This is a genomic window from Paenibacillus sp. FSL W7-1332, from assembly GCF_037969785.1.
In the GTDB taxonomy this organism is placed as follows: domain Bacteria; phylum Bacillota; class Bacilli; order Paenibacillales; family Paenibacillaceae; genus Paenibacillus_AQ.
The window spans coordinates 6,846,431-6,864,452 of the sequence record NZ_CP150209.1; the positions used below are offsets into that span (position 1 = coordinate 6,846,431).

Below are 18,022 nucleotides of genomic sequence, written 5' to 3' on the forward strand. Positions count from 1 at the left end.
AAAAGGAGCTAAATACGTTGTCGAATCCAGTATACGGTAAAAAAGCCGCCACGTCGAGAAAAGGTGAGACGAGATCGGTTTTGTTTTGGGTGTTAATATCAGGAATAATTCTGTTTCTAGCCTGGACGCCATTCCAGACGGCTCTATTTAACGGACAAATGTTAGTATTTGAGAAACCGATTTTCTGGGCTGCTATCTTGGCTTGTCTACTACTATTTCTCTGGATTGCTCATTCCTATAAAAGCATCCGATTCAAAGATCAAAAAGATTGGCTGGCCGTGGGTGTATTTTTACTCCCCCTAACTTACATACTCTCACTCATTAGCGCCGCCTCCCATGTTCTTGCCATGAATATGGTCATCATCAATTGTATCTACGCCATAATGTTTATCATCGGATTATATGTGTTACGCGAGAATTTGGGGAATCGAATGATTCAAATCACGATTATGACGGTTTCTTATCTGATCGTGGGATTCGGCTTACTCAACTGGTTTGGCCAAGGCAAGACAGCGGGCGCCATTGCGAAATGGTTTTCCAATACCGTTTTAAACGGCACGTATACCCACGCCGTCATGACTGACTCTAACGGTCTGCGTCTGACTTCGGTGTTCCAGTACGCGAATACTTATGCCGCTTTTCTCATGGCATTCCTTTTCGCAGCGGTCTTTTTCATTACGACATCTCGAAAATGGTACGGTCAAGCCTTTCATAGCTTCATGCTGGTACCCATCATTGTATCGCTGCTCTTGACGTTGTCCCGGGGCGGTCTGGTGATGTTACCTGTTGTGTTTGTTCTGTTACTCCTATTCCTGAAGCCAGCTAAACAATTATTGTGGATCCTGTACTGTGGTATAGCAGGGTTGACTTCACTGATCATTTCCAAACCGGTAACAGAGCTGGGGTTAAAGTTAAATGAGGCCTTTAGCAGCAGTGATGCCCTTAAGGGCTGGGGAATTTTGCTTGGTGCGTCCGCTATTGTAGGACTGCTTGGATGGGTTATACAAAGTTTTATTACTCCCAAACTTGAACGGTCTTTAGACAATTGGTCGGTTAAAAAAACCTCCACCTTATGGATTCCACTAGGTTCCGTTGCCATTGGAGGCTTGCTGATCTTCCTATTCATCGGTACCGGATTGAAAAATATACTACCGCAAAACATCAGCGTCCGACTCGAAAATATTAACTTTAATCAGCATAGTGTTCTGGAACGTTTTACATTCTATAAAGACGCCATGAAGGTGCTGTCTGACTATCCGATCATCGGAGCCGGAGGCGGAGCATGGGCTTCACTCTATGAGCAATATCAGAACAACCCATATACAAGCCGTCAAGCGCATAACTTCTTTTTGCAGTACTTGATCGAAGTTGGAATTGTCGGATTTGTGATATTCATGTCGTTTATCCTGTATATTTTCTACAAGTATATTCGAGGTTATATCAAAGGAAATGAAGACGAACGTAACAGTCACTTTCTTTATCTCATCATCGTCCTTTCCATTTTGATTCATAGTATTTTGGACTTTAACATGAGTTACGTGTTCATGGGAATCCTAGTATTTCTGGGACTTGGCGGAATGGCAGCCGTAATGGATAATAAGCCAGTGAAAAATTGGAGCCTCAAAGATTCAACGGCCAGAGGTGCATATAGTGCAATCGTTGGGCTTTGCGCTATTCTTGTTATGATTACATCTATCCGGTATGTACAAGCCGCCGACTCGGGAATGGAAGCAAGCAGAATCGTTCAGGTCAGCTCTTCATTTGAGGAAATTAAGGCTCCCCTTGATAAAGACCTGAGCATACGCCCGAGCCATCCCGATTCGGTACTGTTAACCGCATCACTCTATCAGACTATATATAAGCAAAATCAAGATGAAAATTTTTATAACGCATCTGTTGATTTACTTAATAAAGCGTTAAAATCTGAACCATATAACAAATCTATGCTTAGTCGATTAATTGAAAGTTACGAAATGAAACAGCAACCGGAGCAAGCTTATGAAGTACTTATCAATAATGCCTATAAATTTAAATGGGACATTAGCTGGTCCGAACAGATTATCAATAAAGGTTATGATCTAGGGATGAAGGCACTTGGGGCTGGAGACGCAGCAACGAAAGACAAGTACTTCAAGCAAGCAACTGAAACATTTGCCAAGGTTCAGACAGGTATTCAGCATTTGGCTACATTACCGGAAGGTCAATTGCAAGGGCGCTCATTTGAAAACACACCCGACATGATCCTCCATACAGGCAAAATGTACTACATGATGAATCAACCAGAGCAAGCATCAGAAACTCTTAAGCTTGGCATACAAGAAGATCTCTCACAGACAACCCAGCAGGAGATTGTACGTTGGTATCTGGCAGCATTACAAAAACAAAACTTGAGTGATGATGCCCTTATGGGGAAACTAACCCAAGTTGATCCGAATGCGAAGGAAAGTGTTCAGCAGCTTGCTGATCTTCAATTCTAATTAAAAAGGGGGCAGTTGTGGTAGAAATTCTCTACCCAACGGCCCCCCCTTTCTATTGTGTCAAATTTGCTTCTACCGAACTTTCGTCAAAACCCCACTTAAATATGCAATCAAATCTTCTCTCAAATCTTCCCGCTGCAATGCATAATGAATGCTGGTTTCAATAAATCCCAACTTTTCGCCGACATCATGACGTATTCCGTCAAAGTGATACGCATAGATCGGGCTGTGATGAGCTAAGGTGGAGAGCGCATCGGTCAGTTGTATCTCACCGTTCTTCCCTACCTCCTGATTCTCCAGCATGTCGAAAATATCCGGCGGCAAAATGTAACGGCCCATGATGGCCAGGTTGGATGGTGCCTCCGCACGAGACGGTTTCTCTACTAATCTCGATGTTTCATAGATTCGATCTGCTTTCTGAAGTCCATCTACGATCCCGTAACGATCGACTTCATTCCAATCGACGGGCTGAACGCCCACAATGGCAGATTGGTAAGTGTCGTAGACCTTCATCATCTGTTTTAGGCAGGGTACTTCCGACTCCACGATGTCGTCGCCGAGAAGCACCGCAAACGGCTCGTCCCCGATGAATTTGCGTGCGCACCAAATGGCATGACCTAGTCCCTTGGGCTCTTTTTGCCGAATATAGTGGATATCTGCCATGTTGGAGGGCTTGCGCACTTCTTCGAGGAGGTTCCATTTCCCTTTCTCAGCTAGGTTATGTTCCAGCTCAAATGAAGAATCAAAATGATCCTCAATCGCCCGCTTCCCCTTACCCGTCACAATAATAATGTCCTCAATGCCGGAAGCGACCGCTTCTTCGATGATGTATTGTATGGTCGGCTTGTCCACAATGGGTAGCATCTCTTTCGGCATCGCTTTCGTGGCTGGCAGGAACCGCGTACCAAGTCCAGCGGCGGGTATGATCGCTTTACGAATGTTCATCCTATCTTCTCCATTCCTGTAAGTCTCCCAATATATTGATGCCATTGTACCATGAGTACCAACCAACCTTCGATTAAAATCGGTTATTGTCAAAATCAGACGACTTATGAATCGTGACTTTCCGCCGGACATCGGCCGCTTGTGTCCTCCGAAATTCCTCTTCCACCTTAAGTCGTATTTCCAACAGCGTAGAATGACTTCCTCGGTCTTTTATCGGTTGTCAGCACTACTTTCACAAACTGAATCCGATAACCCAGATTATAAAATCCAGTTTTATCCATAGAAATGACCAAGCCCCCTCCGATATACTAGTACGAAACTTCGATGGACCAAAAAGCCAAAGGAGCTGGTTACCTGATGAAAGAGAGAGACGCCTATTTTGATAACCTCAAATTCATACTGATCCTGTTAGTGGTCGTGGGGCATCTCATCGAGCCGTTTAATGGCGAACCAACGATGGGAACGATCTATCAGTTCATTTACTCGTTTCATATGCCACTATTTATTTTCACCGCCGGTTATTTCGCCAAACGAGTTCAATCCCCCAAACAATACGTCGGCCTGCTGTCGGGACTGGTCGTACCGTATTTCATATTCGAGACGCTCTATACCCTGTTCGACTATTACATGCAAGGCTTGGATCGGCTCGATTTCACGTACTTTTACCCCAACTGGATCCTGTGGTTCCTGTTCAGCATGATGCTGTGGAAAATGCTTCTGCCGTACCTGCTGATGCTCAAATACCCGCTCGTCTTCTGTTTCGCGATGTCCATCATGCTCGGGTACTCGATTGATGTCGACTATTACGCGAGCATTTCACGCACGCTGTACTTCCTGCCTTTTTTTCTCATCGGATATGTTTTCAAAAGGGAATGGCTGGATGCCATCAAGATCCGGTCCTTCCAGCTGCTATCGATCATCCTGCTCGCCGCCGGATTTGTCTTGCTGTACGTCATATCGCCTATCCTGCCAACTAACTGGTTCTACGGGGCGATGCCTTACCTGGAGTTTGGCTTGGATTCGTGGTATGCAGGCTTCTACCGTATGATCACCTACGCCTTCACCGTCATCATGGGACTGTGCATCCTCTCCCTCATTCCGAAGTCGGATACTCCCTTCACCGACCGGGGGGTCAATACCATGTACGTCTTTTTGCTTCACGGGTTCATCGTCAAAACGATGCAGCATCTGAGCTGGTTTGAAGCATTCCGGTCTACCGGAGGCAAGCTGCTGCTAATCCTGTTCGGCACCCTCTTGACTTGGCTGCTATCCTCGTCTTGGATCAAACGCGGCTTCGGGTGGATCGTCGAGCCGAACGTTGGATTTCTATTCCATTATCGATCCAAGCACCGCCATGAACGAGCTGAAACGAAGCGTTCCGACGCAAAAAGGAGTGATGCCTAACTTGGCATCACTCCTTTTTATTCATATTAATTAGTGACATTTTCAACGTCATATTTAAGAATAGTGACATTCACTCATTACAACTGATAAAATGTTATAATATTATCAATTATAATGGAAGGATATACCTTATTTTATGAATAGAATAAACTCATTAGATGGCTTAAGAGGACTTGCAGCAATCGGAGTCGCTTTTTTTTGGCATTATCAGCATTTCAATCCTGAAACTTTTCCTTTTAGCCGTAAAGCATACTGGTTCTATCAATACGGTTATAGTTTAGTTGATCTTTTTTTCATTTTATCTGGATTCATTTTTTGTTACGTTTATAAGGCTAGATTAACAAGCAAATCACTTGGAATTAAAGAGTATAGTGTTCTCAGATTCAGCAGATTATATCCGTTACACCTACTAACATTATTATTAGTTGCATTAGTTCAATCAATAAGACAGTATTACATCGGAGATTATTTCGTCTATCAACACAATGATACATATCACTTCATTTTAAATTTATTCTTTATTCAAAATGGTTGGTTCGAGCACAATTTTTCATTTAATGCTCCAACGTGGTCGCTTTCTGTTGAGATTATTGCTTATCTCTTATTTTTTTAATTATTTTTTTCCTAGGAAGCAAAAAATACTACTTAGTGCTGTATATAGCCTTTGTAATTTTAGGAATAGTTATAAAGCTCACTGGTCTAAATACCTTTTTACTTAATCAAGAAACTAGTCGGGTATTTATGGGTTTTTTCGTAGGTTGCCTAGTATATGAATTATATAACTATATAAGGAAAATGAATACACGACATGTGTTTATTTCCATTTATAGTGCTGTATTTTTATTTCTCTCAATAAGCGCAATAACATTTGGTCATGGCGTGTTACGAGACTGGCAACTAGTATATACTCTTATAATTTTCCCACTCGGAATATTAATAATTCTTGAGATAAAATTATTTAATAAAATCTTATCAGTAAAGCCCCTTACATATCTCGGGGAAATATCCTTTTCAATCTATTTGCTCCATTACCCAATGCAACTCGTTTTAAAGACACTAAAAGATATTTATTCCTTTGAAATTAACTTCTCCTCAAGATTAACTTTTGTTACTTTCTGCATTTCAGTTATTTTTGTTTCGATTTTATCTCACGAATTTTTCGAGAAGCCATCTCAAAAGTATTTACGAAAAGTTCTATTGGACAGAAAGAATGTGCGAGACAAGCGAATCTTGTATAGTAAAAGCTGAAAATGTATTTGGAAGCTTTTATCCTGGGAACAATTCTAGGAATAATAAATAGAGCACGCCCCATTTTATTGCTAAGGCGTACTCTTCGATAATAATTTATTCGAGGCAAGTTAACTGGGAAGTTACCCTTCCCCTTACTTCACCAACTGCCCCCGCGTAACGCCAAGCTGGTTGGTCGCCTTCAGCTTCTTCCACACCTGGGTGCCGCTGATCTCACCGCGCAGGGCGCGGTTGTAGAGATCGATGACCTCGTGGACCTGCTCCGGTGTTTCCTCGAGGAACTCCACGCGGTAGCTGGATACGCCCAGCTCCATGAAGTTGGCCAAGTACTCGGCGCCGGATTGCTCGATGGCATTGTACACGGTGTTACGGCAGCCTTCGTCGACCCGTACCGGGTGGGACATGCCGATCCGGTCCTGCAGGGACACGCGACTCTCTTCGCACGGACGACCGCAGTTCGTGAAGTCTGTTCCTTCGCTGAGGAACGTACAGTACACGCAGTGCTCCGTATGGAACATCGGCAGATGCTGATGGATGACGATCTCCATCTTGGACGTGTCGGCCTTGCCAAGAAGATCCACCATCTGCTGGATGTTCAGATCATAGGAAGGCGTGACGGTGTCGCATCCGGCTTCGAGGAACAGGTCAACCGCCTTGTGGTTGGCAATGTTCAGGGAGAAGTCGCCGATCAACCGGGGATGCTTCGCCCCCGGGTTCTCCATCCGGTGGCGCAGGTAGAAATACAGCGCACCGGTGTTGCGCACCAGCACGGCGTCCGGCTGGAGGCGCAGGATGTTGTTGTGATAGCCGTTCTCGCCCGGCATATGAATGCGCGGCGTTGCCAGCGCAATCTGCTTGCCGGCTGCACGCACGGCTTCCACCGCTGCCGGGAACTGCTTGATGAACTCGAAGTCGGCGTAGATCATCTCGACGCCGGCCTCAAGCGCAGCCTCAACCTGCGGGAGGCTGCGGCACAGCGCGGTGAGCTTCGCCTCACCGCGGGCCACGGGCGCTGCGGGCACAGCCGCATCGCCATACACCGACACCGCCCGTTTCACGTACACAGGCGGCTTCGGCCGCTCGCCAGCGAGCAGCTCCACCGCACGGCGGCGGATGCTGTTGAGCTCGCGAATCGGCACGATGACGTCGCCGTACAGGTCGACGTCGAGTGCCTCGAGCTGGAACACCGTTCCGCCCAGGCGGCCAAGCTGCTCCTCCAGGATCTCCTGGCTGAGCGGCCGCTTCTGGGCTATCTCCAGTTCCAGCTCCGAATCCACCTGGACCGTCGTGCCCTTCTGCACATCGGTCCACCAGGTCGACAGCGGCTGTCCGGGACGTCCGCTGATACGCACATGTACCGGGAATACCCGGTACGGCTTCTCCGTCTCGTACGTCTGACGGAGGCGCTTATCCAGCGCCGGATCGTTCGTCTTCCAGATCCGGTCGCCCACATGCAGCTTGCGCAGGTCCACGTCGCTCCGGCCGGGAACGATATCGACGATCCAGCCTTCCTGCGCTTCGCCCTCCAGCTTGACGCCTTTGCGGCGCACGTCGTAGACGCGTCCGCCTTCTTCTTTTTTCGTTGGGTCGCCGGCATCGAACACAATACCATCTCCACGCTTCAGCGGCGCATCCAGCTTGCAGACGACACCGTCACGCAGAATTTGTTCCACCCGGCCGAGGTACACACCGCGGCTTTTCGGGAACGTACCCTCGACCAGCTTTTTATTGTTCGTTCCATCCAGGAAGCCATGCGTGAAGCCGCGGGAGAAGCTCTGCTGCAGCTCGCGCACCTCTTCCTTGCTCGGTCTCGCATCTTCGCCGTCAAAATACCGGTCGATCGCCTTCCGATACTTGCTCACAACGTTAGCCACGTACTCTGGAGTCTTCAACCGGCCCTCAATCTTGAACGAGGTCACGCCCGCTTCAATCAGCTCCGGCATCAGATCGATCGCAGCCAGATCTTTTGGTGAGAGCAAGTAGGCGACGTCACCCATCGGCTTCTGCTCGCCATCCACGATCAGATCGTACGGCAGACGACAGGCCTGCGCGCACTCTCCGCGGTTGGCGGAACGACCGCCCCACATTTCGGAAGTCAGGCATTGGCCCGAATAGGATACGCATAGCGCACCATGCACGAATACTTCCATTGGAAGCTTCGCCTGCTCCCCGATCTTCTGGATTTGCTTCAGATTGTTCTCGCGTCCCAGTACGACACGTTCCATATTGAACGGTTTCGTGAACTCAACGGCCTCCGGCGACGTAATCGTCATTTGCGTAGAACCATGGATCGGGAAGTCCGGGGAAATCTCGCGAATCATTTTTACCAGACCCAAATCCTGCACAATCACCGCATCCACGCCTGCATCTACGCACGCATCGATCAGTTCCTTGGCATCCTCCAGTTCGTTCTCGAACACCAGAATATTGAAGGTCAGGAACCCCTTAACCCCATAACTGTGCAAGAAGGCCATAATCTCGGACAGCTCGTCCATCCGGAAATTGTTCGCCCGTGCGCGCGCATTAAATTTCTCGACCCCAAAAAAGATCGCGTCCGCCCCATTCGCCACCGCGGCCCGCATGCAATCCCAATCCCCTGCCGGTGCCAGCAGCTCCACGTCTTCTCTTCGTAGTGCTTTCGTGTCCATCTATATCCTCCCAGGCCGGTTCAAGCCGGCGTGCTGTGTACTACTATTCTTTCATTGAAACCTGCAAGCCATACTCTATGTTCATAGAACAGGGCATCCGACATCTATATCAATTGATTTTGTAAATACTTTGAAAGCTTTTCAACTTATCTAGTTTACCAAAAGTCCGGCTTCTCTTCTACCTGCTAACTTGATTTCCACACTTTTGATAGTGTTGCCATAATCCGCATAGCACACTCGGTTTCGCTTGCCTGCGGTTCATTATCTAGTTTGGTGGGGACACGGACGTTAAAACTCCCTGTGATGATCTGACTCCCTGTTATCTTCATAGCCATAACATCTTTAAAAGAAAAATAAACAAGCCCTCCCATCGGAAGGCTTGCCTCACATCATCCGCAGCGACTGCTACTAAACAGATGATTATCCGTGCGGGGCTAGTGTTATCTCTTTTCTTTTACATATGGAGATTACTTCCCCCTACCTTTATCAGGGAGCTGGGATACAGCATGTTGATCTCCGTATCCGTCAGAACCTCCTTAACATCTCAGCGGTCGATAGCCATCCAAGCATGCCGCGAAGCACGCACCGTGCGCACGATGTACACAACGTTGGAACGGAATCGCCCCAACCGTCAACTGGTTCCTGGATTCCTTCATCACAGGTTTGCCAGTGCACGACCTGCCTTCAAGTTTGCCAGTACATCGTCCTGCACCATGCCCCCTACTCTTACTCCGCACCCTCCAGCACAAAATCCATGCTCGCCAACCGCTTGCCGTTCACAACAATATGAAGACGGTGATCACCGGAGTAGAAACGACGCGTGGAGATCGGTTTAAATGACTGCTTCTTCTCCACCTTCCAGGTTCCCGGCGCATAGATCTTGTCCGAGCATTTATAGCGTTTCGGCGCAAGCTTGCCGTTTGCCTTCATATAATCGATCTCATAATCGATGCGGAGCGCCATCGGATAGCCGGTTTCGTTGACCACCTGAAAAGCGAATTCCAGATCATTGCCCATTGCGATCACGGAACGTTTGATCCGCAGCTCGCGCACCTCAAGTCCCTCCAGCTCTTCAAGCTCCTCATATCCGAAAATGGCCAGTGCCCGGATATCCCCCTTCCGCAGCAGCGAACGCAGCGCATGCCGTACGATCCAATCCGTTAACGGATGTTTGCCATACCATTTAGCGGCGATCTCAAGCACAAGCTCCGGGTGATCCTTGGAGATATCGTTCAAGTGATTGGCAACGCTTTTTCTAACATATAAGGAAGGATCCTCTTTCAACTGCTCCAGGATCGGGAGCGCCGGACGCGGATCCTTAATCAGGGCCGGCAGCTGCGGTGCCCAAGGCAGGCGTGGTCTGCAGCCTTCACTCGCCAACCGGCGCAAATGCTCGTCATCGGACTGTGCCCATGTCATCATCTGAGCCAGCATCCGTTCCTGATCCTGGATGATAAAAGGCCGAACCGCAAACTCCGCCGTGGAAGAACGCGTGAATACCGCCAAAGCCTCCATCGAGGTCTCCAGATCCTCCATCCCGTTCACCTCGACATAGTCAGGGAAGAACACATATTCCACGCCTCTAAAATGCGGGGCTACTTGTTTTAGAATCTGAACAGCTTCCGGGTAAGAAGCAGGCAGCGTGTCCGTTAAGGCCAGCGTAATATGCCGGATGCGCTGCTTGAACTCCTCCTGTCCCCAGGCTTCATTATGAATCAGCTCCATGAACCGGTTCGAATCGAATGCCGGATAAACCTCCTTCAACCGATCGGTCACTTGCTGGAACAACGTATTTGAATATAGATCCTTCAGCGTTTCTCTCATATAAGATCTCCCTAAAAAAATAATTTTTACGATATTGCATCCACGTCTTATGGAATCCTGAAAGCCCTTTATTTATGCGATAAGCCGGCGGTTCCAACCCATCTCCAAAAGAGCCGTCAACCGCTCCAACCCCATTCCCCGCCTCTTCCCAATCCAAAACATGTGGTGTAGGATGAAGTTGCACGCCTTTCGCTTTAGCGCGGCAGTCTGGTTCATTCCAGTTTGCCAAATTAGTGGGGCGTTTTGCTTTATCCATATCCGGCCTCCCGCTGCTGGGATGTCACAATGTATATATGAACAACTTTCTTATCTCTCAAGAAAAACGTCTATCGACGTACCTTCACAGATGACAGACCGCATGTAGAGGAAGTTTTTCTTTCGAGATAAGCGCAGCGCCTTCTCCAGGACGGTAAACCTACGGATTCTCCTGCAGGAACTCCTGCAGCTTCTCGGCGAACAAGGACTCAAGTCTCGAAGTTCATACTTTTGCTATCTCTAAAAATGTAATACATACATCATTATCCCATTTCAAAAGACAGGAGGCGAAGCTCGAAGGATTACAACAAATCGCACACCAGGAGATGAAGAAGACATGGAAAGCTGGAAAAAGAATTTATGGATACTATGGTTCGGCTCATTTATCGTTTCATCAAGCTTCTCGATGGTCATACCATTTCTCCCGCTTTTTCTGATTGAGCTCGGCGTTACCAAGCATACGGAAATGTGGTCGGGACTGCTGTTCAGTTCCGCTTTTTTTGCGGGCGCCTTGTCCTCTCCCTTCTGGGGAGCCGTCGGGGATAAATATGGACGCAAACCGATGATTATCCGCGCGGGGCTGGTGCTCTTTGTCATCTATATTCTGATGGCGTTCGTCACGAATGAGTATCAGGTGCTGATTCTCCGCCTGCTCCAAGGCCTTCTCTCCGGCTTTATCCCGGGTGCAATCGCCATTGTAGGCACCAATACCCCCGAGAAAAAGGTCGGCTACGCACTCTCCATGATGTCCACCGCAACCGCAACCGGCGGCATCATGGGCCCGATGATCGGAGGCACCCTGGCCTCCCTGTTCAGCAACCGAATGGCATTCGGATTGGCAGGGATGCTGTGCTTCGCAGCCACGCTGCTTGTCATATTCTGGGTCAAGGAAGAGAAATTCGTACCCAGCAAAGAGCGCGTCTCCGTCATAAACACGTTTAAGGTCGCCGGACATAACAAGGCGCTGATGACCGTGCTCATGCTTACGGTGCTGACTCAGTTCTCCGTCATGACGATCGAGCCCGTACTGCCGCTGTATATCGCTCAAATCGGCGGCTCTTCATCACATACCTCGATGATTGCCGGCTTTGTGTTCTCCATCGTCGGGATCGCCAGCATCCTGTTTGCGGCCCGCTGGGGACGCTTATCCGACAAAATCGGATTCCAAAAGGTGCTGCTGATCGGTCTGCTTGCCGGCGGAATCGGATCGCTCGCCCAAATCCTGTTCAGCAACATTTGGGCATTCTCGGCCATCCGCTTTGCTTACGGCGCCTTCTTCTGTGCCGTATTCCCGGCACTCAACGGCCTTGTTGTCAAACATACGCCAAGCGAATTCCGCGGGCGGGCGTTCAGCCTCAACCAGACAGCCAACCAAATTGGCGGGATGGCCGGACCTCTCGCGGGCGGCATGATCAGCGGCATCTTTAACATTCATTCGGTATTCTTGATGACTGGTGTGTTAATGCTGATTACGACCGCCATTACTTATTGGACAATGCGGCCAACGCGACAGCAGCCTGTTGAAAAAGGATCGCTCTCTTCATAAAACCTCTTTACGATGCGCACGCGGGATGATTTCATATCTCGCGTGTGCATTTCATTACGGATTTAAATTGAATCATCGGGTGTGCTTATATAGTCCAACATCGTTAACATAATCGCTCGATTGTCTATATACTCCATTACATAATTAATGTCATTGATATTTAATCCTGCTAATAACGGCTTCGCTTACGCATGATTACCTTTCACAGCAGCATTCTGCCTCGCTACACATCATTCAATTCATTGCTGCACCATTCACTTGTCACGAGCAATATGAAATCGGCGAATATTCCACTAGCGCGCACATCTTGCCTGCACGCCTATTCTCCTTCGCCACTTTACACATGCATATGACGGTCCGCTTCATCCCACGGCACCGCATATCCGCTTCCCTTCGCACAAAATATCGAGGAGGAGCTGTATTCCGGGTCCGCATTTTTATCGTATCCTTTACGTTCAATGACCTCGGCCTCGTTATGGCACCGGCCATATCCGCCGTAAACCAAGGATATCGCACCTCTTCCCTTCGTGTAGGCGGCTAATTCCATGCTGTAATTCATCATGGTCGATACGGGAGCCGATCCTGTGACCGACACTTTGTTTCCCGCCGTTTCCGGCGGCTCGAAGCTTGCCTTCGCCTGGGTCAGATCCGACATCAACCGTCCGATATACTCGGCATCCACCTTTACCTTGAAGTGATAGTAAGGCTCCAGGAGCATATTGACTGCCTTCTCCAGGCCTTGGCGTAACGCACGGTAGGTGGCTTCCCTGAAATCCCCGCCGTGCGTATGCTTGTTGTGCGCCCGCCCCTTCAGCAGGGTAATCTTGATGTCCGTGACGGGTGAGCCTGTAAGCAGCCCGTGATGATCCCTCTCGCCGACATGCTGGGCGACCAGATGCTGATAATTGACCGGGAGCACATCGGGATGACAAGCATTGGCGAACACGATGCCGCTGTTCCGCTCCCCAGGCTCCAGCCGGAGGTGCACCTCCGCATAATGCTTCAACGGTTCAAAATGACCACAGCCCACAACCGGCTCCGTTATGGTCTCTTTATACAAAATCTCCGGTTCACCGAAGGTGATCCGGTAACCGAACCGCTCGAACACGATGCGTTCCAGCACTTCAAGCTGAATGATCCCCATCACATGGATATGGATCGCCTGAGCATGCTCATCCCACTGCACAGACAGGGAAGGATCCTCCGCATCGAGCAGACGGAATTCGCGCAGCATATCCTTGGGATGAATCGAGGGCTCGAATAGCACCTTCGACTTCAGTGTCGGTACAAGCTCATATACCGTCCGGCCACCCCCCAGAGTCCCAAGGCCATCCCCTGCCGCAGCTGAAGAAATACCCGTAACGACAAACAGATCACCCGCATGCACCTGATCGACATTCGTCACGCGACCCCCATTGATCAAACGGATATGCGTCACCTTCTCCGTGATCGTCTCCGTTCCGGAAAAATAAGTCATTTCGTCGCGCACCCGCAGCGTTCCGCCCGTGGCCTTGATATAGGTCAATCTTGCGCCCTGTTCGTCATGGCGAATCTTATATACTCTTCCGGTAAAATCAGCCCCGGGATCATAGTCCGTAACCGTTAGCAGATCCAGCTGCTGCAAGAAATGGGACACGCCCACGTTTTGCAGAGCTGATCCGCTGAAACAGGGGAATAGCTGCCCTTTCCTAATCATCGCGGTCATCGTATCCAGCCACCGTGAAACCTCATATCCCTGTTCCATATATTGCTCCAGCAGCTTCTCGTCTCGCTCCGCGATAGCCTCAATGACCGAGGACTTCATTACGCCTTCGTGCAGCACATCCTCCTCTGTGATCATACAGACGTCTTCGGTAAGCTCACTCCGAATCTCTGCAAACACACGCGCCACATCCGCGCCTTCCCGGTCGATTTTATTAATAAACAAGAACGTAGGGACGCCATGTTTGCGCAATAACTGCCATACCGTCTCCGTATGCCCTTCGACACCTTCCACGGCACTTATAACAACGACGGCGGCGTCCATGACTTGAATCGCCCGCTCCATCTCCGGCGAGAAGTCGACGTGACCCGGCGTATCGATTAAATAATAAGTGGATCCGTTAAAATGCATGGTGGCCTGATCGGCAAATACCGTGATGCCCCGTTCCCTTTCAATGTCATGTCGATCAAGAAAAGCACTCTGATGATCCACGCGGCCGCGCTCCTGAATCGTATCGGTCATATATAACAACTGCTCCGCCAACGTGGTTTTTCCTGCATCCACATGGGCGAACATGCCTATCGTTTTTTTCATCCGCTTATTCCCTCTTCTGTAAGCCGGTTTAATTACATATCCATTGCTCTCACAGATTTAATTTTACCATATCAGATCGCATGAACGGCACATATGTTCTATCATTTCGGATGAGAATCGCTCCTTTTCTCTATATGTGCGTGTTCAAAAGGTCGATTTTCAGCACCGAGAAGGTTTTGAACAACCTCTATAAACCAAAATAGCTGCCTGCGGCACCCCTATGGATGCAGCAGGACAGCTATCCGCGTTATCAAAAATATGATTGCTCACTAAAATGTGGTATGCGTTTTATATTCCATCCTTCGGACTACTTCACCAGCTCGAACGAGGACAGCGCACGCTCCAAAGCGGCTTGCTGCATGTCCGTCGCATTGGCATCATTCAACGTCGTCGTAATCGTGTACGCGATATTTCCGCTTTCAAAGACGATCTCCTGGGTGGTAAAGCCAACGCCGTTCTTCACCTGATGCACCTTGAACGACACGGCAGGCACACCGGCAAACGTGATGTTATCCACGCCAAGTAATTTCACCGTCGTCCCTGAAGCCGTGCTGGCTTCATTATAATAACGCTTCAGGTTGCTGACGATGAAGTCTGCGGATGTATCCTTCTGTGCATTAATTTCAAACCCGCCTCCGGCAAATCCATATTCGACCGTTCCCTGCTCGAACTGATCATTCAGCGGTTCCCAGTATTTTGGAATGTCGATATGATAGCGGTACGTTTCGGAGTTTTTGCTCCGCATCTTGGTTTTATCGGTCAGATAGCCCTCTTCGCCAATGCGGCCGAAGTTCTGCGGTACCACATCATAGTCAATCTCGATCGATTCCAGCACCTTCTTCCAGTAGGCAGCCGTCTTCTCTTGGCCATCCGGTACCGCATATTCCAGATAATAACGGTAGCCGTTCTTCTGGATCATCACTTCATATTCCGTCACCCATTTATCTCCGAAGTTGTACCGCACCTCTTGAATTTGCCCCTTAACGCCCGAGATCTCCACCGGCGTAAGTCCGACGTATTCGTATGAATCCTGGACGAAGGATTCCGACAGCCAGTCTTTAAGCCGCTGCCCCCAAGCTGCGAGCGTGCCCTCAACCCCTGTCGGCACGGATGTCACCGAGACGGACAGATAACCTTCCCCTTCGCTGCCGTACAACATATCCTTGTTGTTGATCTCCCAGCCTGCAGGAATGCCAAACCATATGCCGTATTCTTCATTTCCTGCTTCGCGGAGCCCACCTACGATGGAAGAGACGTCTTTTAATGATTTGTCCCCCGCCTGATAGGTCGTTCTGAAAGAACCCAGCAAGCTCGCGTGCTTGTCCATATCTTTATAGTGAACCGCTTCCGCATCGGCAAAATACAGCTCATAGACGCGGTCATTGGCATAATACTGCCGGCCTTCCCATAGGACGCCGTCGATATCGCGGGAAATGACTCTGGCATACGGCACAGCTCCGCTTGCGACCGTCTCTTGGTGAAGCACAACATCTCCGGAATCGCTCAGTTCATTCAGGAGCCGTTCTAACAGATCGTCAGGACTCAGCTTTACTTTCTGGGAGGAGGCATGAACCTCAAGATAATAGCGGCCCGTAGCATCGTTGAAAGCAGCACCGCTCTCGTCGTCCGTTCCTCTCCCAACGATCATCCAGGAAGGATAATTCATACTCCATTCATAATAGCTATTTCCGATTCGAGTCTTCCCGGTCGTATTGTTGATCTCGCCCTCGTCATGCTTCTCTTCCTTATCCGTGACCATGAGGCTGATGGATAGCTTGCCTTGGGAGGAGCTTACCTTGGCTCCAATCCCCGTGGCAACCGGACGCAGCGGTACCATCAGCGTTCCGGACACCATCGTCGGTTCTGCCGGCAGCTGGACCTTTTTCCCGTCAATCCAGGCAGTCTTGTTGTCGATAACGAGCACAACCGTATGCGGTCCTTGCAGCAGTCGAACCCGGTTCTCGCCCTCCAGCTTGATCTCGCTGCCAAACGCTTTTTTAAACACGCCCAGCGGCACCATCAATACGCCCTGCTTCAGCTGCGGCTTGGCTATCGTATAGGAGGTGCCATTGACCGAAGCTGTGCTGCTGCCGCTTTGCACGGTCAGGATACGCTTCTCCGGCACAACGTCATCTCCCCATACGGGAAGGGATAATGACGTGAATAGCATCAAAGCCGATAAGGTTCCAGCTGTCATCTGCCGCAAACGCCGGCTTGACTTCGTTCTTTCTCTCTTCACCATCACTCGGCCTCCCCAGCGCTTGACGAAGCAGCTCGATTATCATCCTGGCTGAGCGTCAGTTTTACATTTACAATATCTCCATCCCGCTGCATCAGCAGCTGGACCTGCTGGCCTGGAATGAAGGGCTTTAACCGTTCGTTGATATCAACGACGGAATAGATGCGCTTTCCGTTAATTGCATATAACACGTCATCTTCTTGGATTCCAGCTTTTCGGGCTTGCTCGGACAGCACCTTCGTAACGGTCAATGGATCGTCTGAAGGCAGACCCACAATGGCGGACCAGCTTTCTTCCAGTTCCAACCCTAGGCCGGCTCTTCGAACCTCTCCATATTCCAATAAGTGATCCACAATATAATGGACCGTTTCCGCAGGAATGGAAAAGCCCATATTCTCGATGCCAACAGCGGCAAACTTCTTGCTGTTGATGCCAATGACCTCGCCTTTCAGATTGACGAGCGGCCCTCCGCTGTTGCCCGGGTTAATGGCGGTATCGGTTTGAATCAGGCGATAAGAGCCGTCGACGCTCCGGTTCAGGCCGCTAACCACACCCACGGATGCCGAGTTTCGTAACGAGAAAGAGATTGGCGTACCTATGGCGACCACCGTTTCTCCAACCAGCGCATTTTGCGCGGATGCGGCAAATTTAGCCGGCTTCAGAGACTTGGCGTTTATTTTGACTAATGCAATATCACTCATAGGATCGCTGTATACGCCCTTGGCTTTATAGGATTTGCCGTCTGACGTCACGACCGTGATTCCGGTAAGCCCGTCCACTACATGAGCGTTGGTGACAATCCAGCCGTCTGACTTCCAGATCACCCCCGTACCGTGCGCCAGGTTGTATCTGTCATCCACTTCGCTGCTTCCTTGTGCGGCCTTTCCGATAATGCCAACAACCGATGGCGACATCCGGCTGATAACCTGAGGCACCGCATGTTGTTCATATGTATTCTTGGGTTTAGCGCTTGCTGCAGCCGCAATGTCTGTATGCATAACCGCATCGCCGCTTCCCGCCATAATGATGGCCCCCAGCAGTACAGCCGCCGATCGTTTTTGCCATTGTATATTCTTCAATTCGTTTGTTCCTCCCCCGGTTCCATCCTCTACCCAGCCAACCTGTACTCCTCAATTTATC

At 49.4% G+C, this 18,022-nt stretch carries 10 protein-coding genes; 3 read left to right on the forward strand and 7 right to left on the reverse strand.

Annotation, left to right across the window (positions count from 1 at the left end):
- Positions 1-17 precede the first annotated feature (17 nt).
- Entirely contained in the window at positions 18-2,477 is a 2,460-nt protein-coding gene (locus MKX98_RS31225) for an O-antigen ligase family protein (protein ID WP_339220238.1), read from the forward strand.
- Between the two features lie 72 nt (positions 2,478-2,549).
- Here the strand turns inward: MKX98_RS31225 and galU are convergent, their stop codons facing one another.
- Complete coding sequence (galU, locus tag MKX98_RS31230) at positions 2,550-3,422, reverse strand: UTP--glucose-1-phosphate uridylyltransferase GalU (protein ID WP_339220240.1); 873 nt, start codon at positions 3,420-3,422, stop codon at positions 2,550-2,552.
- A 357-nt stretch (positions 3,423-3,779) separates the two neighbouring features.
- Here galU and MKX98_RS31235 point away from each other — a divergent pair, with 357 nt between their 5' ends.
- A complete protein-coding gene (locus tag MKX98_RS31235; RefSeq protein WP_339220242.1) occupies positions 3,780-4,826 on the forward strand; it encodes an acyltransferase family protein in 1,047 nt (348 codons plus the stop codon).
- A 1,382-nt stretch (positions 4,827-6,208) separates the two neighbouring features.
- On the opposite strand, the gene MKX98_RS31240 is transcribed toward MKX98_RS31235, so the two are convergent.
- The 3 genes from MKX98_RS31240 to MKX98_RS31250 all read right to left on the reverse strand — a co-directional run bounded on the left by MKX98_RS31240 (position 6,209) and on the right by MKX98_RS31250 (position 10,802).
- On the reverse strand, positions 6,209-8,722 hold the full coding sequence (locus MKX98_RS31240; protein WP_194539877.1) for a U32 family peptidase: 2,514 nt from the start codon (positions 8,720-8,722) through the stop codon (positions 6,209-6,211).
- Between the two features lie 726 nt (positions 8,723-9,448).
- Positions 9,449-10,546, reverse strand: coding sequence for a DNA alkylation repair protein (locus MKX98_RS31245; protein WP_339220247.1), 1,098 nt, complete (start codon positions 10,544-10,546; stop codon positions 9,449-9,451).
- Positions 10,431-10,802 carry a hypothetical protein gene (locus tag MKX98_RS31250; RefSeq protein WP_194539879.1) on the reverse strand — a complete coding sequence of 124 codons (372 nt, stop codon included), beginning with the start codon at positions 10,800-10,802 and terminating at the stop codon, positions 10,431-10,433. Before MKX98_RS31250 ends, MKX98_RS31245 begins: the two co-directional genes overlap by 116 nt.
- A gap of 336 nt (positions 10,803-11,138) precedes the next feature.
- Between MKX98_RS31250 and MKX98_RS31255 the strand changes: the two genes are divergently transcribed.
- On the forward strand, positions 11,139-12,347 hold the full coding sequence (locus MKX98_RS31255; RefSeq protein ID WP_194539880.1) for an MFS transporter: 1,209 nt from the start codon (positions 11,139-11,141) through the stop codon (positions 12,345-12,347).
- Between the two features lie 337 nt (positions 12,348-12,684).
- Here MKX98_RS31255 and MKX98_RS31260 read toward each other — a convergent pair whose 3' ends face one another.
- From MKX98_RS31260 to MKX98_RS31270, 3 genes are all read right to left on the reverse strand, one after another.
- Positions 12,685-14,643: a translation factor GTPase family protein gene (locus MKX98_RS31260; RefSeq protein WP_339220251.1), complete on the reverse strand. Its 1,959-nt coding sequence runs from the start codon at positions 14,641-14,643 to the stop codon at positions 12,685-12,687.
- Positions 14,644-14,950: 307 nt separating this feature from the next.
- On the reverse strand, positions 14,951-16,885 hold the full coding sequence (locus MKX98_RS31265) for a copper amine oxidase N-terminal domain-containing protein (RefSeq protein ID WP_339220253.1): 1,935 nt from the start codon (positions 16,883-16,885) through the stop codon (positions 14,951-14,953).
- Positions 16,885-17,961, reverse strand: coding sequence for a trypsin-like peptidase domain-containing protein (locus tag MKX98_RS31270; protein ID WP_220683723.1), 1,077 nt, complete (start codon positions 17,959-17,961; stop codon positions 16,885-16,887). The genes MKX98_RS31265 and MKX98_RS31270 overlap by 1 nt, the downstream gene beginning before the upstream one ends.
- Positions 17,962-18,022: the final 61 nt, after the last annotated feature.